This window comes from Rubrobacter sp. M3-4 (genome assembly GCF_059772285.1).
This window is the reverse complement of record NZ_JCBAJP010000006.1, coordinates 101,785-128,222: the sequence shown is the minus strand read 5'-3', so window position 1 is coordinate 128,222 and position 26,438 is coordinate 101,785. Positions and strand designations below refer to the sequence as shown.

The 26,438-nt window shown below is 67.5% G+C and carries 23 protein-coding genes; 16 read left to right on the top strand and 7 right to left on the bottom strand.

Translation table 11 applies throughout. The features are described 5' to 3' along the window. Position 1: 1 nt before the first annotated feature. The 4 genes from AC6EKW_RS08810 to AC6EKW_RS08795 all read right to left on the bottom strand — a co-directional run bounded on the left by AC6EKW_RS08810 (position 2) and on the right by AC6EKW_RS08795 (position 6,140). Positions 2-700, bottom strand: coding sequence for a glutathione binding-like protein (locus AC6EKW_RS08810; RefSeq protein ID WP_498514199.1), 699 nt, complete (start codon positions 698-700; stop codon positions 2-4). 69 nt (positions 701-769) lie between these two features. After that, the gene (locus tag AC6EKW_RS08805) at positions 770-4,579 is read right to left on the bottom strand and encodes a PAS domain S-box protein (RefSeq protein WP_498514198.1); all 3,810 of its coding nucleotides are present in this window, start codon (positions 4,577-4,579) and stop codon (positions 770-772) included. A 61-nt stretch (positions 4,580-4,640) separates the two neighbouring features. Further along, positions 4,641-5,402: a sensor histidine kinase gene (locus tag AC6EKW_RS08800; protein ID WP_273886781.1), complete on the bottom strand. Its 762-nt coding sequence runs from the start codon at positions 5,400-5,402 to the stop codon at positions 4,641-4,643. Positions 5,403-5,408: 6 nt separating this feature from the next. Next, the gene (locus tag AC6EKW_RS08795) at positions 5,409-6,140 is read right to left on the bottom strand and encodes a response regulator transcription factor (RefSeq protein WP_498514197.1); all 732 of its coding nucleotides are present in this window, start codon (positions 6,138-6,140) and stop codon (positions 5,409-5,411) included. A gap of 173 nt (positions 6,141-6,313) precedes the next feature. Here AC6EKW_RS08795 and AC6EKW_RS08790 point away from each other — a divergent pair, with 173 nt between their 5' ends. The 8 genes from AC6EKW_RS08790 (at position 6,314) to AC6EKW_RS08755 (ending at position 14,504) form a co-directional block, all read left to right on the top strand. Beyond that, the gene (locus AC6EKW_RS08790; protein ID WP_498514248.1) at positions 6,314-7,309 is read left to right on the top strand and encodes a dipeptide epimerase; all 996 of its coding nucleotides are present in this window, start codon (positions 6,314-6,316) and stop codon (positions 7,307-7,309) included. Then, entirely contained in the window at positions 7,306-8,358 is a 1,053-nt protein-coding gene (locus AC6EKW_RS08785) for an N-acetyltransferase DgcN family protein (RefSeq protein WP_498514196.1), read from the top strand. The genes AC6EKW_RS08790 and AC6EKW_RS08785 overlap by 4 nt, the downstream gene beginning before the upstream one ends. A 45-nt stretch (positions 8,359-8,403) precedes the next feature. After that, on the top strand, positions 8,404-8,955 hold the full coding sequence (locus AC6EKW_RS08780) for an HNH endonuclease (protein WP_273886784.1): 552 nt from the start codon (positions 8,404-8,406) through the stop codon (positions 8,953-8,955). A gap of 82 nt (positions 8,956-9,037) precedes the next feature. Then, positions 9,038-9,991, top strand: a complete 954-nt coding sequence (locus AC6EKW_RS08775) for an AAA family ATPase (protein ID WP_273886785.1) — start codon at positions 9,038-9,040, stop codon at positions 9,989-9,991. Between the two features lie 4 nt (positions 9,992-9,995). Further along, positions 9,996-11,210: a DUF58 domain-containing protein gene (locus AC6EKW_RS08770; RefSeq protein WP_498514195.1), complete on the top strand. Its 1,215-nt coding sequence runs from the start codon at positions 9,996-9,998 to the stop codon at positions 11,208-11,210. Then, positions 11,203-13,506: a transglutaminase TgpA family protein gene (locus AC6EKW_RS08765; RefSeq protein WP_498514194.1), complete on the top strand. Its 2,304-nt coding sequence runs from the start codon at positions 11,203-11,205 to the stop codon at positions 13,504-13,506. The genes AC6EKW_RS08770 and AC6EKW_RS08765 overlap by 8 nt, the downstream gene beginning before the upstream one ends. Before the next feature lie 80 nt (positions 13,507-13,586). Next, a complete protein-coding gene (gene erpA / locus AC6EKW_RS08760) occupies positions 13,587-13,931 on the top strand; it encodes an iron-sulfur cluster insertion protein ErpA (RefSeq protein ID WP_273847589.1) in 345 nt (114 codons plus the stop codon). 93 nt (positions 13,932-14,024) lie between these two features. Beyond that, the gene (locus tag AC6EKW_RS08755) at positions 14,025-14,504 is read left to right on the top strand and encodes a MaoC family dehydratase (protein WP_498514193.1); all 480 of its coding nucleotides are present in this window, start codon (positions 14,025-14,027) and stop codon (positions 14,502-14,504) included. Here the strand turns inward: AC6EKW_RS08755 and AC6EKW_RS08750 are convergent. Further along, positions 14,501-15,289: an IclR family transcriptional regulator gene (locus AC6EKW_RS08750; RefSeq protein ID WP_498514192.1), complete on the bottom strand. Its 789-nt coding sequence runs from the start codon at positions 15,287-15,289 to the stop codon at positions 14,501-14,503. The genes AC6EKW_RS08755 and AC6EKW_RS08750 overlap by 4 nt on opposite strands. A 141-nt stretch (positions 15,290-15,430) precedes the next feature. Between AC6EKW_RS08750 and AC6EKW_RS08745 the strand changes: the two genes are divergently transcribed. From AC6EKW_RS08745 to AC6EKW_RS08720, 6 genes are read left to right on the top strand one after another with little or no spacing between them, the layout of a single operon-like run. Further along, a complete protein-coding gene (locus AC6EKW_RS08745; RefSeq protein ID WP_498514191.1) occupies positions 15,431-17,869 on the top strand; it encodes a xanthine dehydrogenase family protein molybdopterin-binding subunit in 2,439 nt (812 codons plus the stop codon). Next, positions 17,866-19,440, top strand: a complete 1,575-nt coding sequence (locus tag AC6EKW_RS08740) for a class I adenylate-forming enzyme family protein (RefSeq protein ID WP_498514190.1) — start codon at positions 17,866-17,868, stop codon at positions 19,438-19,440. The genes AC6EKW_RS08745 and AC6EKW_RS08740 overlap by 4 nt, the downstream gene beginning before the upstream one ends. Further along, entirely contained in the window at positions 19,437-20,240 is an 804-nt protein-coding gene (locus AC6EKW_RS08735; protein ID WP_498514189.1) for an enoyl-CoA hydratase/isomerase family protein, read from the top strand. The genes AC6EKW_RS08740 and AC6EKW_RS08735 overlap by 4 nt, the downstream gene beginning before the upstream one ends. A gap of 2 nt (positions 20,241-20,242) precedes the next feature. Next, on the top strand, positions 20,243-21,118 hold the full coding sequence (locus AC6EKW_RS08730) for an FAD binding domain-containing protein (RefSeq protein ID WP_498514188.1): 876 nt from the start codon (positions 20,243-20,245) through the stop codon (positions 21,116-21,118). After that, on the top strand, positions 21,118-21,600 hold the full coding sequence (locus AC6EKW_RS08725; RefSeq protein WP_498514247.1) for a (2Fe-2S)-binding protein: 483 nt from the start codon (positions 21,118-21,120) through the stop codon (positions 21,598-21,600). Before AC6EKW_RS08730 ends, AC6EKW_RS08725 begins: the two co-directional genes overlap by 1 nt. Before the next feature lie 12 nt (positions 21,601-21,612). Continuing rightward, complete coding sequence (locus tag AC6EKW_RS08720; RefSeq protein ID WP_498514246.1) at positions 21,613-22,284, top strand: SRPBCC family protein; 672 nt, start codon at positions 21,613-21,615, stop codon at positions 22,282-22,284. Between the two features lie 12 nt (positions 22,285-22,296). Here the strand turns inward: AC6EKW_RS08720 and AC6EKW_RS08715 are convergent, their stop codons facing one another. Together AC6EKW_RS08715 and AC6EKW_RS08710 are read right to left on the bottom strand one after the other, a co-directional pair. After that, positions 22,297-23,679, bottom strand: a complete 1,383-nt coding sequence (locus AC6EKW_RS08715) for a glycine--tRNA ligase (RefSeq protein WP_273889424.1) — start codon at positions 23,677-23,679, stop codon at positions 22,297-22,299. Positions 23,680-23,798: 119 nt separating this feature from the next. Beyond that, positions 23,799-24,383, bottom strand: a complete 585-nt coding sequence (locus AC6EKW_RS08710) for a helix-turn-helix domain-containing protein (protein WP_498514187.1) — start codon at positions 24,381-24,383, stop codon at positions 23,799-23,801. Positions 24,384-24,403: 20 nt separating this feature from the next. Here AC6EKW_RS08710 and AC6EKW_RS08705 point away from each other — a divergent pair, with 20 nt between their 5' ends. Then, positions 24,404-25,825: an L-lactate permease gene (locus AC6EKW_RS08705; RefSeq protein WP_498514186.1), complete on the top strand. Its 1,422-nt coding sequence runs from the start codon at positions 24,404-24,406 to the stop codon at positions 25,823-25,825. 35 nt (positions 25,826-25,860) lie between these two features. Further along, a complete protein-coding gene (locus AC6EKW_RS08700; RefSeq protein ID WP_273888562.1) occupies positions 25,861-26,433 on the top strand; it encodes a DUF4126 domain-containing protein in 573 nt (190 codons plus the stop codon). Positions 26,434-26,438: the final 5 nt, after the last annotated feature.

Here is a 26,438-nt window from a genome sequence, read left to right as displayed (position 1 = left end):
ACTAGCCCCTCTTGATGCCGAAGAGCCGGTTGCGCCGCTCCTCGTCGAGCTCTTCCAGGGGTTTCCTCAGGTCTTTACCCACCTCGAGCGCCCGCCGGACCGCCTCACGCGAGCCGACCTTCTCGAACCAGCGGGCGAGGTTCGGGTAGTCCTCCATCCTCTGACCCTGGTCTTCGTGGGAGATCAGCCAGGGGTAGATCGCGATGTCCGCGATCGTGTACTCGTCCCCGGCGAAGTACCCGGCCTCGGAGAGGCGTCGGTCCATCACCCCGTAGAGCCGGGCGGCCTCGTTGGTGTAGCGCTCTATGGCGTAGGGGACCCTCTCCGGGGCGTACTTGCGGAAGTGATGCGCCTGGCCGAGCATCGGGCCGACGTGCCCCATCTGGAACATCAGCCACTGCAGGGTGGTGTAGCGGGTGCGCGGGGCGGAGGGGAGGAGCCTTCCGGTCTTCTCGGCCAGGTAGATCAGGATGGCCCCCGACTCGGCGAGGCTCATGGGCTTACCATCCGGGCCCTCCGGATCGACTATGGCGGGCATCTTGTTGTTCGGGCTTATCCTGAGGAACTCCTCCCGGAACTGGTCGCCGGCGGTGATGTCCACCGGGACGATGTTGTACGGGAGGCCGGTCTCCTCCATGAATATGGTGATCTTGTGTCCGTTCGGGGTCGGCCAGTAGTAGAGGTCTATCGGTTCGGGCATGCTGCCTCCGCTCTCGTCTGTGCAACGCTCTCTGAAACTATTCTATATGGACCGCGGAAGGATGAGCCCCTACCGCACGAGCGCGAGGAGCGCCTCCTTCGCCCGATCGAACGCCCGTTCGAGGGAGGCGAGCTTCTCCTCTGCGCCCGAGAGATCGCCGGAGTCGCCGGCCTCCTGCAGCCCGGCGGCGAGCTCCTGCACGCGTGTGGCGCCCATGTTGCCGGAGCTGCCCTTTAGGGTGTGGGCGGCCTGTGCCAGGGCGTGGGCGTCGCCGGCGTGCAGGGCGCGTCGGATCTCCTCGATCCTGCGCGGGGCGTCCTCCAGATACATCTCGACCAGCTCCGAAACGAGGTCGGGGTCCTCCTCGCCGGCCAGCTCGCGCAGGTTTTCGAGGGTGGCGGGGTCGAGCGGGGGTCCTCCTTCGTCCGGGAGCCAGCGTTCGAGTGCCTCTTGCAGCTCATCGGGCTTTACTGGCTTGGGGATGTAGTCGTCCATTCCGGCGGCGAGCGCCTTCTCGCGGTCGGTTGCGAGCGCGCCCGCGGTCAGCGCGATGATCGGCAGGTGCCCGCTCTCGTTGAAGCGTTCCCCCTCCTGCTCGCGGCGCCGGATCTCCCGGGACGCCTCGTAGCCGTCCATGACGGGCATCTGGCAGTCCATGAGGACGGCGGCGTAGCGGTTCCCACAGACGGCCTCGAGCGCCTGCCGGCCATCGGAGGCGACCTCGACGTCGTACCCGAGCCTCTCCAGCATCCTCCGCGCCACCTTCTGGTTGACCAGGTTGTCCTCGACGACTAGGACGGGGGGGAGTTGTCTTCTCCTGACGGCGGGCCTCTCTTTTCGCTCCCGTTTCGTGCTCTCCTCCCTGGTGCCGAGGGCCGTGGCCAGCGCGTCGTAGAGCTGAGACTGGCGCACCGGCTTGGTGAGGTAGGCCTCTATCCCGCGTTTCTCTGCCTCCGCCCCGATCCCCGCCTGTACCAGCGAGGTGAGGAGCACCAGACGGGTCGATGAGAGGGACGGTTCAGATTTTATCCTGCGGGCGAGCTCGAGCCCGTCCATGCCCGGCATCTGCATGTCGAGGATCGCCAGGTCGTATGGTCTTCCCGCCGCCGCGGCGTCGCCGAGCATGGCGAGCGCCTGCCGGCCGTCTGCCGCGCTGGCGTTCTCCAGCCCCCAGGCGGCGGTCTGCTTGAGCAGGATGGTCCGGTTGGTGGCGTTGTCGTCCACGATGAGGACCCGTGCGCTGCGCAGGTCTCCTGGGATCGCCCGCTGCTGCCCGGACTCCTCGGCCCTCTCGAGTGGGACTTCGAACCAGAAGGTGCTGCCCTTTCCAGGCTCGCTCTCCACCCCGATCCTGCCACCCATCATCTCGACGAAGCGTCGCGAGATCGTCAGCCCCAGCCCCGTGCCCCCGTAGCGACGGGTCGTCGAGGAGTCCGCCTGGGTGAAGGGCTGGAAGAGCTTCGAGATCTCCTCCTGGCTCATCCCGATACCGGTGTCCTTCACCTCGAAACGCACCCGCACCCTCTCGGGGGACTCCCGGGCGAGGCTCGCCCGCACGAAGACCTCCCCTTCCTCGGTGAACTTCACGGCGTTGCTGATCAGGTTCGTCAGGATCTGACGCAACCGGAAAGGGTCGCCGCGCAGCCGAGCCGGGACGTCGGGCTCGACGAAGCCGGCGAGCTCTATGTCCTTTCGGTGGGCGAGCGTGGCGAACAGGGCCGTCACCTCCTCGACGGTCTCGTAGAGGTCGAAGTCGAGCGTCTCTAGCTGCACCTTGCCGGATTCGAGCTTCGAGAAGTCGAGGATGTCGTTGATCACGGCGAGCAGCGTCTCTCCGGAGGAGCGGATCGTCTCCGCGTAGTCGCGTTGCTCGGGGGTGAGGTCGGTATCCAGCAGGAGCTCGGCCATCCCGATCACGCCGTTCATCGGTGTGCGGATCTCGTGCGACATGTTCGCCAGGAATTCGCTCTTTGCCCGGCTGGCCTCTTCTGCAGCGCGGCGGGCTTCTTCGAGCTCCCGCTCGTTCTGCTTGCGCTCGGTGACGTCGCGGATGATCCCCCGGAAGCCGACCTTGCGTCCCTGCTCGTCCGTTATGAGCGAGGTGGTCGACTCGACGTATCTCCTCTGGCCGTCTTTCCTTATGATCTCCCAGCCGAGGTTGCGGGCCGGGATGCCCGTGCGGTAGACCTCCTCGAAGGCTTTGCGGAGCCTGGGGACGCACCTTTTCACCGTGCACTGGAGGTAGTTCATCCCCCGGAGCTCCTCCTCGGTGTAGCCGAGCGCTTCGACGAGGGCGTGGTTGAAGAAGGTGAAGTTGCCTTTGAGGTCCGTCTCCAGGTATACGTCGTGTATCTGCTCCAGGATCGAACGGTAGCGCTCCTCGCTCTTCCGGAGCTTCTCCTCGGCTCGTTTGCGCTCGGTGATGTCGAGCAGGATGCCCTGCCAGAAGAGCGGTCTTCCTTCCTCGTCTCTGACCAGGACGAGCTCGTCCTGTACCCACACCTCCCGGCCGTCCCGGGTGCGCATCCTGTACTCCAGACTCATTGGTTCACCGGTGGCCTCGGCGTGGGCCTCGGCGGCCTCCACCCGTTCACGGTCGTCCGGGTGCAGCGCCCGATCGAGCAGGGACGGATCCTCCTTGCACTCCTCGACGGAGTAGCCGAGTATCTTCTCTATCTGCGGGCTTATGTAGGTGCTCGGTCCACCGGGCTTGAGCGGGTTCGTGTAGGTGATGGCGGGCATCTGCTCGACCAGGGCCCGATAGCGGGCCTCGGCCTCCCGGAGCGCGTCCTCGGCCTGCTTGCGCTCGGTTATGTCCTGTACCGTGCCTATCACCCGCACGGGTTTGCCGTCCTCGTCGAAGGCTATCTCGGACTTCGACGAGGTGACCCGCACGCTCCCGTCCGGTCGGACGACGCGCAGGACGAGGTCGCCGGCCTTGCCTTCCTTCGCGCCCCGTTCCATGGCCTCCTGCAGGAGGCGCCGGTCCTCGGGGTGGATGGACTGCATCAGCTTCTCGACCGTGGGAACGAACTCCTGGGGCGCGTAGCCGTGTATCCTGAAGAGTTGGTCCGACCAGCGTAGCCTCCCGGTCTCCAGGTCGAGTTCCCAGCTACCGAAGTTGCCGAGGCGCTGCGCCTCGGCGAGCAAGGCTTCCCGCTCGCGCAGCGCTTTCTCCGCCTTCTTGCGCTCGGTTATGTCGTTGTTTATCTCCAGCACGCGCGGCGGGTCTCCGTCCTCCAGCGTCCACCGGCTCGCCACGATCCTCTGTGTGCCGTCGCGTGCGGTATGGACGAGCTCTCCCTCCCAGTACCCCTCCCGCAGGAGCTTCTTTTTTATCTCCTCCCGGGGCTGCGGGAAGCGGGTCCTGAGCAGCTCGTGGGAGATTTTCCCCACGGCTTCCCTGCGGTCGTAGCCGTAGGTCTCCTCGGCTCCGTGGTTCCAGTAGGAGATCCTGCCCTCCAGGCTTATTATGAATATGGCGTCCCGCGCGAGGTCCAGAAGCCTGGCCTGCCGCCCGAGTTCCTCCTCCGCCCGGATCCGCTCGGTGATGTCCCGGACTGCGGTCACCCGCACCTTCCGTCCCCGGTAGAGGGCTGTTTTCCCTCTTATCTCGGCCGTAAACGTCGTACCGTCCTTGCGTCTGAGCCTGGCTTCGTAAGGTTCGGTGGAGGCTTTCGAGCGGTGCTCGAGCACGGTGGAGCGCGACTCCGGGGCGACGAAATCTGAGGCCGACATGCCCACGACCTCACCGGGGGCGTAGCCGAGCATCTCGTCGAAGGCGCGGTTCGTCTCGACGATGGTGTCGCCGTGCGTGATGACCAGCCCCTCGAAGGAGGCATCGCTCAGGTTGCGGAAGCTCTCCTCTGTTCTCGTCAACTCACCTCACCGGTCGTCGAGGACCATCCTGGTTGGTTATCGGATCTGGTGGTGGAACCCTTTAGTGGGAGCGGTTGCCGCGCGGCAGGTGGACGGTGAACGTCGTGCCCTCACCCTCGGTGCTCTCGACGGTGACTTTCCCGCCGTGGTTCTCGGCCACGTGCCGCACGATGGAGAGCCCGAGCCCCGTGCCGCCCGTCTCCTTGGAGCGTGCCTTGTCCACCCGGTAGAACCGCTCGAAGATGCGCGGGAGCTTCTTCTCCGGGATGCCGATGCCCGTATCCGAGACCCGCACCCATACCGAGTCCTCGTCCGCCTCGGCCGAGACCTCCACGCTACCGCCCTCCGGGGTGTACTTTATGGCGTTGTCCACCAGGTTGGCGAACATCGAGCCGAGCTGGGTCTCGTCTCCCATGACGGTGTAGTCGGTGCCCCCCGCCCTGCGCCAGCGCAGCGTGATGTTCTTCCGGCGTGCCGCCGGACGCATCCGCGAGAGCACGCTCATCAAAACCCCGCGGAGGTCGACCGGCTCCGGGTCCGTGACCTTCTCCTCGCTCTCCAGGCGCGTCAGGTCGAGGAGATCGTTTATGAGGCGGCTGAGGCGATCGGTCTCGCTCTTGAGCTGCAGGGCGAAGTAGCGGGCCTGCTCCGGATCTTCGTCTATTATCTCCACCAGGCTTTCGGCGAGGAGCTTGAGGCTCGTCGCGGGGGTCTTGAGCTCGTGGGAGACGTTCGCGACGAAGTCACGCCGGATCTTGTTGATCCGCCTGAGCTCTCTCGCGCTTACCTCGAGGTCTTCTTCTCTCGGGTCGTCTTTGAGCATTCGCTCCTAGCTCTTCCCGTTCGCCTCCTGCGCGCTCTCCTGCCGGGGCCGGGCCTCGAAGCGGTAACCGAGCCCCCTTGCGGTGTGTATGTACTCGTAGGAAGATCGTGCGGCGAGAGCTGCCCGCACCCGCCGGATGTGTACGTCTATCGTGCGCGAGGAGCCCACCCCGGCGTGTCCCCAGACCTCCTTGGCCAGCTCCTCCCGGCTCTTGAGCTCACCGGGGTGCGCCGCGAGGGCCGCGAGGAGCTCGAATTCCTTGAGCCTGAGCGAGACCGGCTCGCCGGCGACCGTGGCCACGAAGTTCTTGGTGTCGAGGCGGAGGTCGCCGGCTTCGATGACCTTTCCCCGGTTGCCGATGACGCCGCTGCGCTTGAGGTGCGCGTTTATCCGCGCCAGGAGCTCTTTCATGCCGAAGGGCTTGGTGACGTAGTCGTCGGCTCCGACCTCGAAGCCCTTGACCTTGTCCCGCTCGGCGTCCTTGGCGGTGACCATCACGATGACCACCTCTTCGTCCTCCTCCCGGATCCGGCGGCAGACGTTCGTCCCCGACTCTCCGGGCAGCATGATGTCGAGCAGGATCAGATCCGGCCGGCGGCTTCTGGCCAGCTTGAGCGCCTCGGCCCCGGTCGTCGCCTTGTTTACGGAGTAGCCGGCCCGCGATAGGTTGTAAGCGAGGGTGTCGAGGATGACCCGATCGTCCTCCACCACGAGGATCTCTGCCTTCTTCTCAACCAAACGCACCCTTCTCCTGTCCGGATGGCTCCGCGCTAATACGATCGTTGCAAACAAGAGTATAAACCGTGCCGGGGCGTGCTTCATCGCTCCTTCCCCTGGAATAGACCGCTTCGCAGGGGCTAAAATGGCGAGGTGTTCGGGAGCATCCGGAGAGGAGATCTGGTACGAGCCCGCTGAAGATATCCGCTCGAATACTGACCGTCCACACCAGCGAGACCTTCGCGATCGCCCGCGGCTCCTCGGACACCTTCCGGCGGGCCGTGGTGCAGGTAGAGGAGGACGGGTTGATGGGCCTCGGCGAGGCTGCCTCGACCGGCTACTACGGCCAGGACCCTGATACGGACCGCGCCGCCCTGGAGTCCGTGCGTATAGAGGATCCCTGGGACATAGAGGGAACGCTCCGGCTCAACGAAGACCTCTCCGCGAGCGCGCTCGCCGCCCTGGACGCCGCGCTGCACGACCTGGCGGCGAAGCGTCTGGGGATCCCGGTCTGGAAACTCCTGGGGCTCTCCCGGCCGCGTCCGGCGAGCGCCTACACCCTCGCGATAGCTGACCGGGAGACCACGCTCTCCAGGGCCCGCTCCCGGGCGGGGTACCCGATCTTCAAGGTGAAGCTCGGCGGCTGGCGGGACATCGAGACGCTGCGGGCCCTCTCCGGGGAGACGGAGGCGGAGATCTGGGCGGACGCCAACGAGGCGTTCGCGCCGGAGGAGGCCGTTGAAGCCGTGCGGGAGCTAAGGGAGATCGGGGTGGCCATGATCGAGCAGCCGGTCGCCGCCTCGGAGGGCAGGGAGGCCCTCGAAGAGGTGACCCGGGCGGCCTCTCCGGTCCCCGTGATCGCGGACGAGAGCGCTCTCGTCGCCGCCGACGTCCCGCCTCTCGTCGGGTGTGTCTCGGGGGTCAACGTCAAGCTCGCCAAGTGCGGCGGCATCCGCAGGGCGCTGGAGATGATCCACACCGCCCGCGCCTGCGGCATGCGGGTGATGGTCGGTTGCATGGTCGAGACCTCGCTCGGCATATCCGCGGCGGCCCAGTTCTCGGGGCTCGTGGACTACGTGGACCTCGACGGGCCGATGCTCCTCGCCGACGACCCCTTCGAGGGGCTCGTATTCGAGCGGGGGCGTCTGCTCGTTCCGGATGCCCCGGGGCTCGGGGTGGAGTTCCGATGAGGCTGCGGCGGGGACGCAGAGAGCGCCGCTACGCCCTCTTCGCCGAGGGCTGCTTCACCGACCGACACGCGAAGACCGCCCACGGTCTCTTGCGCTACGGTTCGGACGAGGTCGTCTGCGTCGTCGACTCCGCTCTGGCCGGGAGGCGGGTGCTCGAGGTGCTGCCCGACGCCCGGCGCGACGCCCCGATAGTCGCTTCGATCCGCGAGGCGCTCGAGCTCTCTCCGACCTCGGTCCTCGTCGGGCTCGCCCCGGCGGGGGGGAGGCTGCCTGAGGAGTGGATGGAGAGCCTGAAGGAGGCCGCTGCCGCCGGGGTGGAGATCGTCAGCGGGCTGCACCAGCGCCTCGGACCGGAGCTCCCCGGGGCAAAGGTCTGGGACGTGCGCGAGCCCCCGAAAGACATCCCGCTCTTCTCCGGTGAGGGCTTCTCGGTCGAGCCGAAGGTCGCGCTCACCGTGGGCACCGATGCCGCGGTCGGCAAGATGACCGCGACGCTCGAGGTCGAGCGGGCCGCGAAGGAGGCCGGGGTGAAGGCCGAGTTCGCCGCGACGGGGCAGACGGGGATCGTCGTCTCCGGGTGGGGGATCTGCGTCGACGCGGTCGTCGCGGACTTCATCGCCGGCGCCGCCGAGCAGCTCGTGCTCGAGGCCGCGAGGAGCGGGCCCGACCTGATCCTGGTCGAAGGACAGGGTTCGCTCGCGCACCCGGCCTACTCGGGGGTCACTTTAGGGCTTCTGCACGGCTCGTGCCCGGATTGCCTGATCCTCTGCGCCGACTTCTCGGGGGAGGATATCGTGCCCGGCGTCCCGCGGCCGGAGGTCTCGCGCGCGGCGCGGCTCTACGAGGAGGTCGCCGCGCTGGTCAAGCCCGCCCCCGTCGTCGCCATAAGCGCCAATACCTCCGCTCTCTCCGAGAGAGAGGCGAAAGAAGCGATCGGTGCTCTCTCGGACGAGACCGGCCTTCCGGTCACCGATCCGTTGAGGTGGTCCGCCGCACCGATCCTCGAGGCTGTGCTCGCCGCGCCTGAGACGAAGCCTATCGGGCGCTGAAGTCGCCGATATCCCGGCGTACCCCGTTATGCTAGAATTCTATTCGTGGCGCGGTGCCTGACCCTGAACGCGAGCTACGAGCCGCTGGCCCTCGTGCCCGTCAAGAGGGCCATCATCCTCGTGGTCTCGGAGAAGGCCGAGATAGTCGAGGCGTCGCTGGAGCGCAAGTTCCGTTCGGAGAAGAGCGAGTATCCCTACCCGCTGGTGATACGCCTCGTGAAGTTCGTCGAGATCCCGCGCCGCCTGCGCAAGCACGTCACCAACGCCGTCCTCTTCGCGCGTGACGGCTACCGGTGCCAGTACTGCGGCCGGCACAGGAAGGAGCTGGGCCGCGGGGAGCGGCTGACCAGAGACCACGTCAAGCCCCTCTCGCGCGGCGGGGGCAACACCTGGGACAACGTGGTCACCGCCTGCACCAAATGCAACGCCAGGAAAGGCAACAAGCTCCCGATGGAGTGCGGGATGTACCCCAAGAGCACCCCCAAGGAGCCGCGTTACGTGGTCATGGTGTGGTATTCCCGGGAGCTCAACAGCGTGCAGCGTCGCTACGTGGAGCAGTTCTACGGGGAGCGTCTCTCCGAAGAGAGCGCCGTCTGAGAGGTTCGTTCGCACCGGGTGTGACCGGTGGGTGCTGTATAATCACTCCCGTGTCGTCCCTAGATATCGTGGCGGGGTTTTCTTGGACTACGAGGGGCTTGCCGGGAGGGTAGAACGGATAGTAGATAGCGTCGAACGCGCCGTCAGCGGCAAGCGATCAAGCATAGAGCTCGCCGTCGCGGCGCTCCTGGCCGGAGGGCACGTCCTGATCGAGGACGTGCCGGGCGTAGGCAAGACGCTTCTGGCCAAATCGCTGGCCCGGGCGATCCGGGGCACCTTCAGGCGGATACAGTTCACACCGGATCTCCTTCCCACCGACGTGACGGGTCTCAACGTCTACAACCAGGGTACGGGGAACTTCGATTTCCTCGCCGGTCCGGTGTTCTCCAACATCCTGCTCGCCGACGAGATAAACCGGGCCTCACCCAAGACCCAGAGCGCTCTTTTGGAGGCGATGGAGGAGGGGGCGGTGACCGTGGACGGGGAGACCCGGAGGCTACCGGAACCGTTCGGTGTCCTTGCGACCCAGAACCCGATCGAGCACGAGGGTACCTACCCCCTGCCGCACGCGGAGCTCGACCGCTTCATGGTGAAGATGGAGCTCGGCTACCCCGACGAGGAGGCCGAACGCAGGATGCTCCGGCTCTCCGGAGATCCGGTGATGGAGGTGGAGGCGGTGGTGGGGCCGGAGGAGGTCTTGCAGATGCGGCGCATGGTCGAGGCGGTGCACGCGAGCGAGGCCGTGCTGCGCTACGTGGTCTCCGTGACCTCGGCGACCCGCGAGCACGAGGCTGCCTATCTCGGCGCTTCCCCGAGGGCGAGCAGGATGCTGCTCGCGGCGGCCCGGGCCCGGGCCGCCTGCCTCGGGCGCTCCTATTGCATCCCGGACGACGTGAAGGAGATGGCCCAGAGCGTGCTGGGCCACAGGATCATCCCCGCCTCTTCCCGGATGAACGGACACGGTGGGCCGGAGAGCGTCACCCGGTCCATAATCGAGGACGTGCTCCGCTCTGTGCCGGTGACGGAGGCGGTATAGCCGGGTGCCGAGGGAGCGGGCGAGACCCTCCGTACGCCCGACGTCCCGGGGCTGGCAGGCGATCCTCGCCGGCGGGGTCGTACTGGGGCTCGCCATCGCCTTCGGGACCACCCAGCTCTTCCAGCTCGCCTACGTCCTCTTCGCCCTGCTGCTCGTGGGGCTGGTCGCCGGGCTCGTGGGGGGCAGCGGCCTTCGCTACCGGCGCGAGATACCGCCCGAGGGGGGGATCGTAGCCGAACGTCCGGTGCGTTTCGGGATCGTGGTCCTGGGGATGCGGCGTCACGGGGGGGCGGTGGTTGAGGTGAGAGACCGGCTGCCGGAGAGGAGGAGCCTCGGATGGGAGGGTGGGGCGCTGGACGTGGAGGTGACCTTCGCGCGCCGCGGGGTGTACTCGCTGGGACCGGCGGAGGTTGTCTCGGAGGACCCTTACGGGATGTTCCGGTTCGACTGGAGGTTCGCGGCGCGCGGGGAGGTCGTGGTCTACCCGAGGGTCTGGCCGGTGCCGGCCGAGCTCCTCGAGGGTGACGAGGGCGGGGGCCCGGAACGCAGGACGAGCCGGGGGGAGGAGTTCGCCGGGCTCAGAGAGTACCGGCCCGGCGACGAGCTGCGTCACGTCTCGTGGAAGAGCCTGGCCAGAACCGGGGAGCTCTACGTGAGGGAGTTCTCGGATCTCGCCCCGGCCCGCTACACGGTGGCTCTGGACCTGCGGCGGAGGGGGTTGCGGGTTACGGGGCGTGAGGTGGAGGATGCTGTCTCCGCGGCGGCCTCGGTGGCGGCCGCTCTGCGCGAGGCGGGCTCTCCCTTCAGGCTCGTGTGCAACGACGGCGGGGTTGCTTCTACGAGTTTCGATGCCTCCTACGAACAACACATGAGGCTGCTGGCGACCGTGGAGGCCGACGGCTCGGAGCCCATCTCGGACGTCCTCGCCGCCGGGCGTCGGGACGCGGGTGACGGGATCGTCGTCGTCTCGCGCACCCGGGACGAAGGGCTCGCGTCCTGCGTGAGCCGTCTGAGGGCGTCGGGTACCTACGTCGCGGTCGTCGCCCTCAACCCTCATGCCTACCCGCGTTCCGGCGGTGTCAGGGCTCTAGATCGGGTGGAGGAGTTCGAAGCCTGGCTGGCCTCGCTCGAGGCCGCGGGGGCCGTGGTGTTCGTGTTGCGCCGGGAGGAGGGGGCGCCCGGGTTCTACAGGGTGGGGAGGAGGCGCGTCGGTGGTTAGGAGCCCGAGGCTCATCGTGCCGCTCTACGCGGCCTGTGCGGCCACCGGAGCCTCCTTCAGCGTGCTGTTCACCGGCCGGATCCGGGAGGCCGGGGGCGGTCTGCTCGGGCTGACCGGCAGCGCGTTCTTGCTCCTGGTCGGCGCGGCGCTCACCGGGGCGCTGGCGGCCTCGGTGCGCCGCAGGTGGATTCCGCTGACGGTCGTGGCCGGTACGTTCTACACTCTGGTCTCCGTCTACGGCTTCCCGCCGGTCACCCCTTCGGGGTGGAAGGCGCTCGGGATCGAGGTCGCCCGTGACCTGTACGCGGCGGCGGGGACGATGTACCTGGAGAAGGTTCCCTATGATCTCGCTCCGGGGCTTTTCGTGATCTTCCTGCCGCTGGTGGTACTGCTCGGCGCCACGGCCACCGCCACCACCCTCCGGGGCGGGAGCCCGGTCCTCTCCATGGTGCTGCTCGGGCTCTCCATAGGCGTCGTGAGCACGGTGAGCTTCGAAGACGGCATCGGTCCCTACTTCGCGGCGTTCCTGGTGTGCGCGGTGCTGCTGGTCACCGCAGGGAGCCCCGGACGTGCGCGCGGAGACTCCGGCGGGGACGAGCTGGGACGGGGGGAGTTCGTTGCGGCGCTGGCCGTCGCGGGGCTCGTGCTGGCGATCCCGCGTCTTCCGCTCCTCGGCCGCCTGATACGTCCGGGGCTCGTCGACTGGACCAAGCTCGGCACGAGCCTCCGGCAGACCTCGCGGCTCTCCGCCCAGGCCGACGTCGGGAACTATCTCTCCGCCGGACGTGAGGCGCGGTTGATGAAGGTCCGCAGCACCCGGCCGCTGTTCTGGCGCGGTGGGACGCTGGACCACTTCGACGGGTTCAGGTGGACGAACACGATCGGTTCCGGCGAGAGGACCGGTCCGGACGTCGCCCCGGGGGTTCAGACAGAGGACGTCTATCAGGGCTTCGAGATCCTCGACGCCCAGACGAACCTGGTCTTCGGGGGGTACGAAATAGTCGAGACCTCGGTTCCCGGGGCCAGGCGGCGCGCCGACGGCTCGTGGTACGTGGAGAACACCCTGCAGAAGGGCACGTACTACAGGGTGCTCTCGAAGGTGCCCCAGCCGACGGCCTCGCAGCTCCGGCTGGCCGGGACGGATTATCCCCGCCTCGTGCGGGAGAAGTATCTCCAGCTTCCGGACGGCCTGCCTGGAAACCTCGTCAGGGTGGAGAAGGAGATCCTGCGCCGCTATGGCCCGCGTACCCCTTACGACAAGGCGCGCGCGGTCTACAGCTACCTCAAGTACGATGGCGGCTTCACGTACAACCTGGACGTCAACTACAAAGCCGGAGAGGAGCTGCAGGAGTTCCTCTCCCGCAGAGAGGGATTCTGCACCCAGTTCTCGAGCACGATGGCGCTGATCTGCCGCAAGCTCGGCGTGCCCACGCGCAACGTCTACGGGGCGACGACCGGACAGATGATCCGTCCGGGCGAGTACCTCGTCAGGGGGGAGAACATGCACACCTGGGTAGAGGTCTACTTCCCGGGCGTCGGCTGGTACCCCTTCGATCCGACGCCGGGCTTTACCGTGACCACCACGATGGACAAGAACGCTCCCGCTCCTCATCCCAGCCTCTCTTCGGTGCAGGATCAGATCCCCAACTCCCCGGGCTACCGGCGGCAGCTGCACGAGGCCTACAACGGTCCCTCGCAGGAAAGCTCGAAGGGCAAGAAGCCGCAGGCCCGTAGCAGTACACCCCACCGTCGGCGCAGCCAGCGCCGCTCCGGAGGGCAGGAGGCCGGTTCTCTGCCCTGGGAGATCCTCCCGGCCATCCTGGTGGCTCTGCTCGCCGCTTCGCCCCTCTCCAAGCGGGCGCTGGTGCGCGGAGGGACCCCGGAGGCCCTCTACAGGGATCTCGTCGGCAGGCTCGAGGACGTGCTCCCGCCGGGGAGGGCCCGGGGCGCGACCTCGCCCTCTCTCACGCCCACCGAGCGGTTGCGGCTGCTCGCCGCCGAGGCCTCCCTCGACGAGGAGCCGTTCGAGGAGTTCGCTGCCCTCTACTCCGGGTACCTCTACGGAGGGGGAGCCGGGGCGGACCGGCACGAGATCGCCCGGGCCTACCGCCGGGCCCTGCGGGCCTTCGAAGAGATGCCCCGCTGGAGGCGGGTGGTGGGGTTCTTCAACCCCACCTCGCTCGTTTACGGGGCGGGGGGGAGCGCGAGACGGCGTCTCGGCGGCCTCTTGAAGAAGACGCTCCCGGCCCGGCTGCGACGGGCGAAGGAGGCGCTGCGGCGCGCCCTCGGACGTTGATATGTCCCGCAAGCGGTGTAATAATCAGCGTGCGCAGGTAAAACCAGAGCCCGCTACAGCACATTCCCCTGGAGGTGCCGATGGAGCAGAAGCAGGAAACCATCCTTACGATCACCGACGCGGCGGCCGAGAAGGTCAAAGCCCTCATGGCCCAGGAGGGCGAGGAGGACCTTGCGCTCCGTATCGGCGTGCGTCCCGGCGGCTGCAGCGGCTTCCAGTACAACATCTACTTCGACGACGAGGTCCAGGAGGACGACGAGGTCTTCGAGACCAAGGGCGTCCGGGTTCTCGTCGACGCGATGAGCGTCCCCTACATCATGGGCAGCGAGTTCGACTACGTCGACGGGCTGATGGGCGCGGGCTTCACCGTGAACAACCCCAACGTCCAGGGCTCCTGCGGGTGCGGAGGGTCCTTCACCTGCTAGGCTAGAGCCGCAGCGGAATGGTCGTGAAGGCCCGGGACGTCCCGGGCCTTCTCTCTTGCCTCCTTCGGAGGGAGGCGCTATACGAGGGGGATCATGGGGAACTCTGCTTTCACCGAGCCTGGAGGAGAGCGGTACTTCGAGGACTACGTCGCGGGCTCCGTGCACGAGCTCGGAACGGTCAGGGTGGAGGAGGACGAGGCCATCGACTTCGCCCGGCGGTTCGACCCGCAACCCTTCCACACCGACCTCGAGGCCGCGAAGGAGACGGTTTTCGGTGGTCTGATCGTGAGCGGCTGGTACACCGTCTCACTGATGATGCGCCTCTACGCCGAGCGCTACCTCTCCAGCGTCTCCAGCCTGGGTTCTCCCGGCGTGGACGAATTGCGCTGGATCAAGCCGGTACGCCCCGGAGACGAGCTCTCGGTGCGGGTGAGCGTGCTCGAGACCCGACGTTCGCGCTCTAAACCTGATCGGGGGATCGTTCGCTCGCTGATCGAGGTTCTCGACCGGCGGGGCGAGGCGGTGATGAGCATGAGGGCGGTCAACCTCGTCCTGCGTCACCCGGAGCGTTAGCGTTCTTCCGGCGCTCCCAGCTGACCGGAGAGCCGGGATGCAGCGCCCACGACGGCGGGGATGCTCTTCTGTATGAAACCTTCGTCGAGACGAAAGGCCGGCCCGCAGATGCCGATCGAGGCGACGACGCTCCCGTCCGCGTTCACGACGGGCGCCGCCACCCCCCTCACGTCTTCCCTCCACTCGCCCCAGTTGACCGCGTAACCCTGCCCGCGTATCTTCTCCAGCTCCTCGAGCAGGGAGCCGGCCGTGGCGTGCGTCCTGTCGGTGTAGCAGACGAGCCCCTCGGAGATCATGCCCTCCACCAGCGCCGGGTCGGCGTGTGCCAGCAAAACCTTGCCCGTCGAGACGCAGTGCGCCGGACAGCGATCACCTATCTCCGAGACGACCTGCACCGGCCTCAGCCCGTTCACCTTCGCGATGTAGACCGCCTCCCTCCCGTCGAGGACGGCCAGATGAACCTCCTCGCCGGTCTCGTCCCGCAGCTCTCGCATCAACGGCAGCGCACGCTCGGGTAGGCTGAAGTGGTTCGCCGCCAGCCGCCCGAGCCGGATGAGGCGGCTGCCGAGCCGGTAACGTCCGCTCCCTTCGTCCTGTAGCACGTACCCGTGCCGCTCCAGCGTCGCGAGCACCCGGTAGACGCTGGCTTTGCTCACCCCGAGCTCTCCCGCGAGCTCGGTGACGCCCCACTCAGACTTCGCTCCCTCAAAGCACCCCAGAACCCTAAGCCCCGTCTCAAGCGACTTCAGGATCTGAGCCCTCTCGTGCCCGCGCGCTCTCGTCACTCTCCTCCCAAGAAAACGAAGTTTCTGAAAAACCAGTATAGAAGGCGCGTTACATACGCGTCAAGCGGGTTGAACAGACCTCGGTGCGGCGCTATGCTGAAAAACAGTAAAGGTGTTTCGTATAAAGAAAAGAGGTGGGGAGTGGAGACCGTAAGAAGAGAAGAGCGGGCCGGTGGACTCGTCGGGCGGAGCCACGGACGGGTCGAGGACCGTCGGCTGCTCACGGGCAGGGGGCGTTTCATCGACGACATAGAGCCGGTCGGGAACGTGGCGCATGCTGCGGTGGTACGCAGCACGCAGGCGCACGCGCGGATAGTCTCGGTGGATGCGGGGGAGGCGCGGCGGGCGCCGGGGGTGGTGGGCGTGATCACGGGGGAGGACGTGAGGAGGCTCTCGCGTCCTTTCCCGCTGGCGGTGGACGTACCGGTCGAGTACTACCCGGCGGCGGTGGACAAGGTGCGTTACGTGGGAGAGCCGGTGGCGGTGGTGGTGGCGGAGGACCGCTACCTGGCCGAGGATGCGGCGGAGCTCGTCGAGGTCGAGTACGAGGAGCTGCCCGCGGTCGTGGACGTGGAGGAGGCGATGGAGGAAGGGGCGCCGCTGCTGCACGAGCGGGTCGGCTCGAACGTGGGCAACCACCGCAGCTTCGAGTTCGGGGATCCAGAGCGGGCGTTTTCAGAGGCGGATCTCGTGGTGGAGGAGAGTTTCCGCTTCCCGCGTTACAGCTCGACGCCCATAGAGACCTACGGGGTCATAGCCGACTACGACCCGGCGGAGGATGCGATGACGATCTGGGCGAACTTCCACGGGCCGTTCATCATGCACCGGGTCGTCTCGGCGGCTTTGGGCATCCCGGAGAACCGGGTGAGGTTCGTCGTGCCGCAGGACATCGGGGGGAGCTTCGGGATAAAGTCGGCCGTCTACCCGTACATGGCGCTCATGGGGATTGCGAGCCGCGCTCTCGGTCGGCCGGTGAAGTGGATCGAGGACAGGATCGAACACCTGCTGGGGAGCAGCTCGGGGACGGGTCGGGTCTCGCGGGTCAGGGCGGCCTTCCGCGAGGACGGGAGGCTCCTCGGGATCGACTACCGCTTCGCCGACGATGTGGGAGGATACATCCGCTCGCCGGAGCCGGCGACGATGTACCGCTGCTTCGGCAACTTCACCGGACCGTACCGGGTCGAGGACGTGCGGGCCGAGACCATCTCGGTCATGACCAACAAGACCCCGACGGGGCTCAACCGCGGCTTCGGTGGCCCGCAGCTCTACTTCGCGCTCGAGAGGACGATGGACCTCGCGGCGCGCCGGCTCGGGCTCGATCCGGCCGAGATCCGACGCCGCAACCTCATCGCCTCCGATGAGTTCCCCTACCGCACGCCCTTCGGCGGCGTCTACGACTCCGGAAACTACCAGGCCGTGCTCGAGCGGGCGCTGGAGATGAGCGGCTACGAGCGGTTGCGTGAAGAGCAGAAGAAAGCCAGGGAGCAAGGGCGGCGCATCGGGGTGGGGCTCGCCACGATCGTCGACCCCTCCGGGACGAACATGGGTTACGTCACCCTGGCCAAGACGCGCGAGGAGAGGGCTTCCTCCAACGACCTCTCCGGGTGCACCGAGGCCGCGACCGTGAGCGTCGATCCGAGCGGCGGGGTCACGGTCAGCATAACCACCACCCCGCAAGGCCAGGGCCACGAGACGGTGGCGACCCAGATCGTCTGCGACGAGCTCGGCGTCGCGCCCGAGCGGGTGCGGGTCGTGGCCGAGATGAACACCTCGACGATGCCCTGGACCATAACCACCGGCTCCTACTCGAGCCGCTTCGCGCCGCTCTCGGCGAGCGCGATCGCGCTCGCGGCCCGCAGGCTGCGCGAGAAGCTCGCCCGGATAGCCGCCCACCTGCTCGACGCAGCGCCGGAGGAGCTCGAGTTCGAGGAGGGCGCCTTCGTGGTGCGCGGCGATCCGGAGCGGAAGGTCTCGTTGCGTCGGGCCGCCGGGGCGGCCCACTGGAACTCCTCCGCGCTACCCGAGGACGTGGACCCGGGGCTCCACGAGACGGCCTTCTTCTCGCTCTCCGTGACGAGCCCTCCGGGCGAGGACGACCGGGTCGATTCCTCGGCCACCTACGGGTTCCTCGCCGACGTCGCCGTGGTGGAGGTGGATCGGGAGACCTGCGAGGTGAAGGTTCTCGACTACTTCACCGTCCACGACGCCGGGAGGCTCCTCAACCCAATGCTCGCGGAGGGGCAGATCTACGGCGGCGCCGCCCACGGGCTTGGGGGGGCACTCTACGAGGAATTCCTCTACGACGAGGAGGGACAGCTGAAAAACGCCAGCTTCATGGACTACCTCTGTCCTACCGCGGCCGAGGTGCCGGGGCTCAACATCGACCACATCGAGACCCCCTCGCCCTACTCGCTGCTCGGAGCCAAGGGGCTCGGGGAGGGCTCGACGATGAGCGTCCCCGTCGCGGTGGCGAACGCCATCTCCGACGCCCTGCAGCCCGAGGAGGTCGAGATAACCGGGCTTCCGGTGACCCCGGAGAGAGTGTTCGAACTCCTCTACGGGCGGAAGGAGGACGCATGATCCTGAGAGACATGCTCGAGCGGGCCGCCTCCCGCTACCCGGAGAGCCTGGCCGTGGTGGACGGAGAGCGGCGGTACACCTACGCGGAGTGGAACGAGCGGGTCGATTCCGTCGCATGCGCCCTGCGCGGGCTCGGGGTCCGCAAGGGCGATAGGGTGGTGCAGCTGCTCAAGAACCGGGAGGAGAACTGCGCGGTGCACATGGCCTGCCAGAAGCTCGGGGCGATAAACACCCCGCTGAACTTCCGGTGGGCGGAGGAGGAGGTCCGCTACTGCCTGGGCGACGCCTCTCCACGCGTCGTACTCTTCGAGGAGGCTACCCGGGAGGTCGTGCTCCGGGCGCGGGAGGGGCTCGGCTTCGAGCCCGTGCTGCTCTACGTGGGGGAAGACCCACCCGAAGACGCGCTCTCCTTCGACGATGTGATCGGGGCGGCCTCCGGCGAGAGGCCGGAGGAGAACATCGAGGAGGAAGACATCGCGCTCATGCTCTACACCTCCGGGACGACGGGGCGTCCCAAAGGGGTGCTGCGCAGCCAGAGGGCCGAGTACGCGGCGACCGTGGGGCAGGTCATCCACCACGGGTATAGCCTCTGGGAGAAGACCCTCGGGTGTATGCCGCTCTACCACACGATGGGGATGCACTCGCTCACCAGCATGATCTCGCTGAACGGCCTCTTCGTCGCCATGCCCGATTGGGATGCCGGGGAGGCGCTCGAGATCATAGAGCGCGAGCGGATAAGCGCCCTCTACCTCATCCCGACCCTCTTCCACGACCTCGTGGGCAGCCCCGAGTTCGACGAGCACGACACCACGAGCGTGAAGAAACTTTCCTACGCCGGCTCTCCGATGCTCGGTCCGCTGGTCGAGAGGTGCCTCGAGAGCTTCGACCCCGAGGTCTTCGTGAACCACTACGGCTCGACCGAGGTGTACATCTTCGCCGTCTACCCCGAGCCCCGGAAGAAACCCGGGTGCGCCGGGAGGGCCGCCTTCCACACCGAGATAAGGGTGGTGCGCGCAGACCCCGAGCCGAACGTGCGTCCGGACGAGGTGGTCCCGCAGGGGGAGACGGGGGAGATAATCGTGAGGCTCTGTGACGACGCCTACTCCGGCTACTACAACCGACCCGAGGCCACGGCCAAGACCATCCGGGAGGGCTGGCACTTCACCGGGGACACCGGGTACATCGACGAGGACGGAGACCTGTGGGTGACGGGCCGGGTCGACGACATGATCATCACCGGCGGAGAGAACGTCTACCCGGTCGAGGTCGAGGAGGTCATCTCGCGCCACCCGGGCGTCGAGGAGGTCGCCGTGGTCGGGCTTCCGGACGAACGGTGGGGCCAGGCGGTGACCGCCTTCATCGTCCCCGCGGGAGAAGACCTCACCCCGCAGGAGATAGACGAGCACTGCAGGAAGAGCCCCTCGCTGGCTCGCTTCAAGCGGCCGAAGAGGATCGTGCTCGTGAAGGAGCTGCCGAAGAGCCCGGTCGGAAAGCTCCTCAGGAGGCGGCTTCTGGCCGGGGAGTACGAGGAGCTGAAAACGACGGACAGAGACGAGGGGAGCAGGGTTTGACGCTCAAGGCTGAAGATTTCGGGCTCGAACTCGAGAACATGCGTTTCTCCTTCGAGGAGGAGCGCGGCGTGGCGCGTCTGGTGCTCGACGACCCGAAAAAGATGAACCGCGTCACGATGGGGATGCGGGATCAGATCTCGGACCTCTTCCGCGCGCTGGAGAGGGACGGCCGGGCGCGGGTGGTCGTCATCCGCGGCGAGGGTGAGCGGGCGTTCACCGCGGGAGGGGATATCGCGGGCTTCCTGAAGGAGCACCCGGGCAGGCTCTCGCTGCTGCACGAGAACGTCGCCGCCCCCGAGCGGTTCCCGGGGATGGTCATAGCCGCCATCGACGGCTACTGCTTCGGGGTGGGGCTCGAGCTCTCGCTCGCCTGCGACTTCCGCGTCGCCACCGAGCGCGCCGTCTTCGGGTTGCCGGAGGTCGGGCTCGGGATGATCCCGGGCAGCGGCGGCACCCAGAGGGTCTCGCGCCTCGTCGGGATGACGCGGGCGAAGGACATGATCCTGCGGGGCCGCAGGGTGCCCGCCCGCGAGGCCCTGGAGTGGGGCCTCGTGACCTCGGTGGTCGAACCGGAGAGGCTCGACGAGGCGGTGGAGGAGCTCGCGGACGAGCTGCTCTCGCGGCCCCGCCTCGCCCTCGAGCACGCCAAGCGGGTGCTGAACTTGGGGTATGACGCTCCGCTCGAGGCCGCGCTGCAGATGGAGGGTTACGCCTACGGGATGCTCCGCTCGACGGAGGATTTCGCCGAGGGGGTCGAGGCCTTCGTCGAGAAGCGTAAGCCCGAGTTCAGGGGGCGTTAGCAATGAAGCCCGCACCGTTCGAGTACGCAGCCCCGGAGAGCGTCGAGGAGGTGTTGGAGCTCCTCGGTGAGCACGGCGAGGAGGCCAAGGTCCTCGCCGGGGGGCAGAGCCTGGGGCCGCTTCTGAACATGCGCCTGGCCACACCCGGGGTGCTCGTGGACATAAACCGGGTGGAGGGGCTCTCCTACCTGCGCAGCGGCGAAGGCATGCTCGCGGTCGGAGCGCTCGCCCGCCAGCGGTCGATAGAACGCTCCATCTCCATCCCCCGAAGATGGCCGTTGCTCCATCAGGCCGCACCGTACATCGGGCACGTCGCCATCCGCAACCGGGGCACGATCTGCGGCAGCCTCGCCCACGCCGATCCCGCCGCCGAGCTCCCGGCCGTCGCCGTCGCCCTCGGTGCCCGGCTGCGCATCCGCGGCGCGCGAGACGAGCGTGAGGTTGAGGCCGGAGACTTCTTCGTGAACTACATGACCACGGACCTCGCCCCCGACGAGCTTCTGGTGGAGGCGAGATTCCCACCTCTCCCGCCGCGCACCGGCACCTCCTGGAAGGAGGTCGCCCGCCGCCACGGTGACTTCGCGCTCGTCGGGGTGGCGGCGGTCGTGACGCTCGCGCGGGACGGGAGGTGCGAGCGGGTGCGACTGGTCTACACCGGCGTGGCCCCCACACCGTTCGAGGCGGGGGATGCGGAGGAGATGCTCTCCGGGGAGAGCCCGACCCAGGAGCTCTTCGGGGAGGCCGCCGAGCGGGCCGCGCGGGATTGTGAGCCCGGCTCGGACGTACACGCCTCCGCGGCCTACCGGAGGCACCTGGTCCGCGTCCTCACGAAGAGGGCGCTCGGAGAAGCGGTTCGGCGCGCGCGGGAGGAGGGATGATGGAGCGGAGGAGGACCATCCGGCTTACGGTGAACGGCACCCGCTACGAGCGGGAGGTCGAGGTGAGAAAGACCCTCGCGGACTTTTTGCGCTACGACCTGGGGCTCAAGGGCACCCACGTCGGGTGCGAGCACGGGGTGTGCGGGGCGTGCACGGTGATGCTCGGGGATGCGAGCGTCCGCTCTTGCATCCTGTACGCGGTTCAGGCCGACGGGCAGGAGGTTCTCACCGTGGAGGGGCTCTCCTCGCCGGAGGGGCCGCTGCACCCGCTGCAGCAGGCCTTCCACGAGCACCACGGGTTGCAGTGCGGTTTCTGCACGCCGGGGTTCCTGATGAGCGCCCTGGAGCTTCTGGCGGAGAAGCAGAACCCGGGCGAAGAGGAGATCCGGGAGGCACTCTCGGGAAACCTCTGCCGCTGTACCGGCTACGAGGGGATCGTAGAGGCGGTGCGCGCGGCGGACAGGACCTGGGACAGGGGGTAGGCGACCGTGAAGATGGAGAACGAGTTTGCCGTGAAGGCCCCGCTCGGGAGGGTGTGGGAGACGATGCTCGATCTGGAGCGCATCGCGCCCTGCCTGCCCGGGGCCTCGATAGAGGAGTCCGCCGACGGCGAGTACCTCGGGACGATGGCGGTGAGGCTCGGTTTGATCTCGGTCCGCTACCGCGGGACGGTTCGTCTCGAGGAGGCCGACGAAGAGAACCGCCGGGCCCACCTCCGGGCGAGCGGCAGAGAGACCAGGGGGCAGGGGACCGCCTCCGCGACGATAACCGCGACGATGCGCGGAGAGGGGGATACAACCAGGGTCCGAGTGGAGACCGACCTGGATGTCTCCGGCCGTGTGGCGCAGTTCGGGCGCGGGATCATGCAGGATGTGGCCTCGGAGATCATGTCCCGCTTCGCCTCCTGTCTGGAGCGGGAGATCCTGGGTGAGGGAGCCCGGGAGCCGGCCGCTCCCGCGTCGGAGCGAGGGGATTCCGGTTCGTCTCCGGGGGAGGAGGGCCTGGATCTTGCCGGGGTGGGAGGGAGGGCCGTCCTGCGGCGGGCCCTCCCTCTGCTGACGGGGGTGGGAGGATTCGTGCTCGGGGCGGCCCTCGCCGGAGTCCTCGCGCGCAGGCGGCGCAGCCATCTTCTCAGGCTCGAAGTCGGGAAGCCCCGCCGCGGGTGATCCGGGTTCGCTCTAGCCGGAGATGAGTTCTTTCAGCCGCTCGCGCACCCCTTCTATCGGGATGCGCTCCTGCTGCAGGGTGTCGCGGTCGCGGATCGTCACCTTGCGGTCCTCTATCGTGTCGAAGTCGACCGTGACGCAGTAAGGCGTGCCCGCCTCGTCCTGCCGACGGTAGCGCCGGCCGATCGAACCGGACTCGTCGTAGAAGACCCGGTAGTCGCCGCGCAGATCCTCGTAGAGCCTGCGGGCTATGGTCGCGACGGGCTCCTTTCTGGTCAGGGGAAAGACCGCGGCCTTGGTCGGCGCGAGGCGCGGATGTAGCTTGAGGACCACCCTCTTCTCCCCGGCGACCTCCTCCTCGGTGTAGGCGTCGACGATGAAAGCGAGCATCATCCTGTCAGGACCGGCGGCGGGCTCGATGACGTAGGGGATGAAGCTCTCGCCCGTCGCCTGGTCGGTGTAGGTGAAGTTGGTGCCGGAGTAGGCGGCGTGCTTCTTGAGGTCGTAGTCGGTGCGGTTGGCGATGCCCTCGAGCTCCGACCACCCGGCGAACGGGAAGTTGTACTCTATGTCCACCCCGCGGGTCGCGTAGTGGGCGCGCTCCTCGTCGCTCTGCTCGCGCTTGCGGATGTTCTCAGGGTTCATCCCGAGCCTGAGATACCACTCGTAGCGCTCCTCGATCCAGTACTCGTGCCACTCCTCGTCGGTACCCGGCTTGACGAAGAACTCCATCTCCATCTGCTCGAACTCCCGGGTGCGGAAGATGAAGTTGCCCGGCGTGATCTCGTTGCGGAACGACTTGCCCTGCTGGGCTACCCCGAAGGGAACCTTGACCCTGCTGGTCTGCAGGATGTTCTTGAAGTTGACGAAGATGCCCTGCGCGGTCTCCGGCCTGAGATACGCTACGTTCTCCGGGCTCTTGACCGGACCGGTGTAGGTCTCGAACATCAAATTGAACGGCCTGACCGGCGTGAAGTCTCGCCCGCCGTCCACCGGGTCCTTGATGCGCTCGTCTTCCTGGATTATGCGCGTGAGCTCCTCGGGGGAGAGACCCTCGACCTCCATCCCGGTCGCCTCCTCGATGAGGTGGTCGGCCCGGTAGCGCCTCCCCGAACTCCGGCTCTCGACGAGCATGTCGTTGAAGGTCTCAACGTGCCCGGAGGCCTCCCACACCTTCGGGTGCATGATGATCGCAGAGTCGAAGCCCACCACGTCGTCGCGGGCGTAGACCATGCTGCGCCACCACTCGTCCTTGATGTTGCGCTTCATCTCGACCCCGAGAGGGCCGTAGTCGTAGGAGGAGCGGATGCCGCCGTAGATCTCCGAGCTCTGGTACACGAACCCCCGCCGCTTGCAGAAGGCGACGATCTTGTCCATCGAGACGGTCTGCGACATCTAACCCTCCGGTCTTCCTGTGATCTGGCAGAGAACTTCCGCGCAAGTATAGCTCAGAGGGACCGGTCGATCGGAACGACAGACCCGACGGCGCCCCGCTCGATACCCGGCCTCCCCGGCTACGCCCTGCCGGCGTCTATGATCAGGTAGTAGCTGCACTCGCCTTCTCCGGCGTTGTCGAAGCGGTGCGGCAGGTCGGCCTCGAAGTACATCGCATCCCCCTCCCGCAGGAGATACTCCTCGCCGCCGAGCACGGCCCTCAGCCTCCCGCGCTCGACCGCCAGGTGCTCGACCACGCCCTTCCTGTGCGGCGGGAACTCCCCGGAGCTTTCTCCCTCCGGGATGACGTTCTTTATGAACTCCACCCCGCGTCCGGCAAAAGCCGGGGTGAGAAGGCGACGCTCGAACCCGCTCTCCGGGTCACGCATCACCATCTGCCGCTCCTTCGGCACGACCACCAGCTCGCGCCGCTCCTCGATGCCCACAAGCTGCGAGAGCGACATCCCCAAACCCCCCGCGATCCTGGCCGCCACCACCAGCGTCGGGTTCTTCTCCCCCCGCTCCACCTTCGAGAGCATCGCCCGGCTCACCCCACTGCGCTCCGCAAGCTCGACCAGCGTGAGATCCCGCACCCTCCTCAACTCCCGGATGCGAGCCCCCAGCCTCTCCGCCGAAACCAGCTCCGTTGCTTCCTTCTCGTTCATATGTGAGAATAAATTCTACCATGATAGAAATACTCGGTTACGTGGTGGCGGGGGCTCCGTTTCTGGTGGCGGGGGTGGGGCTCATCGTGTTCCGCTGGCCCGCGGTGTGGGTCGGGGTGGCCTCGCTGGTCGGGGCCGTGATGGCGGCCGTTCTGTGGCCGGGGTTTTCGGGTGGGGGCATTCCGGGGGCGATGTGGAAGGGGTTGGGGACCGCGGGTGAGGTGGTTTACGTTCTGTTCGGGGGGCTTTTGCTCTACAACGTGCTCGAGGCCGGTGGTGCGATAAGGACCGTCTCGGTGTTTCTGGGGGAGGTGGCTTCGGAGAGGGAGGTGCTGGCGCTGCTGGTCGTGCTCGGTGCGGCGCCTTTCTTCGAGTCGGTGACGGGTTTCGGCGTCGGGGTGGTGATAAGCGCCCCGATACTGCTCGCGGCGGGTTTTTCGAGGCTGAAGTCGGCGGTTCTGGCGAGCTGGGGGCAGCTTGCGGTCCCGTGGGGAGCGCTCGGGGTCGGGACGCTGATCGGGGCGGAGATCGCGGGGGAGAGTTTCCGGCGGCTCTCGGTGGCGAGCGCGTGGGTGAGCCTGCCGGTCTTCGTGGTCTACGCGCTCGCGACGGTCGCGCTCACCGGTGGGAGGGAGGGGCTCTGGCGGAGGGGGGCGGAGGCGCTCTTCTACGGCGGGGTGATGGGGGCGGCGGCATTGCTGTGCAGCCTGTATGCGGTGCCCGAGCTTTCGGGGGTGGCGGGAGGGCTCGCGGTGTCGGCGGTGTTGCTCGGACTGCGTGCCAGGAGGATGGGGAGGACGGGGGTGCCCGTGAGGGAGCTCGCGCCGTACGGGTTTTTGCTCGCCTCGCTCGCCTTTGCGAACGGGGTGGGTCCGGTGCGAGATTTTCTCGGCGGGGCCTTCGTGTTCGAGGGGCCGGGGCCGTGGCTGCTGCTCTCGTCCGCCTTCGCCGCGCTCCTGCTCGGGGTGGGGAGGAGGGCGTTCGCCGGTGCCCTCGGGAGGGCTGCCGGCCAGTGGCTTCCGGTGGCCGGGACGATCTTCGCCTTCATCCTCGCCGGGGAGGTCGTCGCCGAGAGCGGGGCGGCGGCGCTGCTCGCGGGGGGTGCGGCGGCGCTGCTGGGCGGGGCTTACGCGGCGGCGAGCCCGCTCGTGGGGGCGCTCGGGGGTTTCCTGACCGGTTCGAACACCGGGTCGAACGCGCTCTTCATGCCGTTTCAGATCGGGGCCGCCCACGGCACGGGTGGCCGGGAGGAGCTCGTGGCCGCCCTGCAGAACGTCGCGGGGAGCCAGTCGAACATGCTCGCTCCTCAGAGGGTCGTGCTCGCGGCGACGGCGACGGGGTTGCTCGGGCAGGAGAGCAAGGTCGTCCGGATGGTCGCGCCGCCGGTGGCGGTCTCTCTGCTGGTGCTCGTCGTGGTCGGGGTTTTGGGGGTGGTCTTTTGAGAGCCCCGTGTCGTGCAGGGGTTATAATGCCCGGCATGAGCGAGATTCTGGCGGTAGGAATAGGGGTCGGGCTCGCGGCGGCGGCCGGGGTCAGGGCTTACATCCCGGTACTCGTCGTCGGGGTTTTCGCCCTCATCGGCACGCTCGCGTTACACCGGCCCTTCGGTGTGCTGGACGGAGGAGTGGCGCTCGGGGCTCTGGTCGTGCTGGCGCTGCTCGAGGTTGGGCTCGACAAGGCGGGACGGGTGAGCCGGGTTCTCGACTACGTGCAGTTTCCGGTTCGGATGGCCGCGGGTGCGGTACTTTTCGCGGTTGCGCTCGGGGTGGGCGTGGGGCAGGCGGCCGTTCCGGAGCTCGTCGCGGGGGGTGTCATCGCGGGTATCGTCGCCGCACTGAAGATGGTGTTGCGTCCGGTCGGGGGAGGGACCGGGGTCTCCGCGGGGTTTCTCAGCCTGTGCGAGGATCTCACCGGCCTCATAGGCGGGGTCGTCTCGGTGTTCGTGCCCTACATCGCCCTCGCGCTGGTCGCCTTTCTGTTGTTCTTCTACTATCGTGTGAAGCGCCGGCGGGAGAGGAAGTACCGGGGGTTGCGCATCCTCGGGGACTAGGGGAC

Bases quoted from the DNA above. Each gene is read 5' to 3' on its own strand.
- AC6EKW_RS08810 (WP_498514199.1), bottom strand. From the start codon at position 700: ATGCCCGAACCGATAGACCTCTACTACTGGCCGACCCCGAACGGACAC.
- AC6EKW_RS08800 (WP_273886781.1), bottom strand. From the start codon at position 5,402: ATGCTCAAAGACGACCCGAGAGAAGAAGACCTCGAGGTAAGCGCGAGA.
- AC6EKW_RS08785 (WP_498514196.1), top strand. From the start codon at position 7,306: ATGAGGCTGCGGCGGGGACGCAGAGAGCGCCGCTACGCCCTCTTCGCC.
- erpA (WP_273847589.1), top strand. From the start codon at position 13,587: ATGGAGCAGAAGCAGGAAACCATCCTTACGATCACCGACGCGGCGGCC.
- AC6EKW_RS08755 (WP_498514193.1), top strand. From the start codon at position 14,025: ATGGGGAACTCTGCTTTCACCGAGCCTGGAGGAGAGCGGTACTTCGAG.
- AC6EKW_RS08740 (WP_498514190.1), top strand. From the start codon at position 17,866: ATGATCCTGAGAGACATGCTCGAGCGGGCCGCCTCCCGCTACCCGGAG.
- AC6EKW_RS08730 (WP_498514188.1), top strand. From the start codon at position 20,243: ATGAAGCCCGCACCGTTCGAGTACGCAGCCCCGGAGAGCGTCGAGGAG.
- AC6EKW_RS08725 (WP_498514247.1), top strand. From the start codon at position 21,118: ATGGAGCGGAGGAGGACCATCCGGCTTACGGTGAACGGCACCCGCTAC.
- AC6EKW_RS08720 (WP_498514246.1), top strand. From the start codon at position 21,613: ATGGAGAACGAGTTTGCCGTGAAGGCCCCGCTCGGGAGGGTGTGGGAG.
- AC6EKW_RS08715 (WP_273889424.1), bottom strand. From the start codon at position 23,679: ATGTCGCAGACCGTCTCGATGGACAAGATCGTCGCCTTCTGCAAGCGG.
- AC6EKW_RS08710 (WP_498514187.1), bottom strand. From the start codon at position 24,383: ATGAACGAGAAGGAAGCAACGGAGCTGGTTTCGGCGGAGAGGCTGGGG.
- AC6EKW_RS08705 (WP_498514186.1), top strand. From the start codon at position 24,404: ATGATAGAAATACTCGGTTACGTGGTGGCGGGGGCTCCGTTTCTGGTG.
- AC6EKW_RS08700 (WP_273888562.1), top strand. From the start codon at position 25,861: ATGAGCGAGATTCTGGCGGTAGGAATAGGGGTCGGGCTCGCGGCGGCG.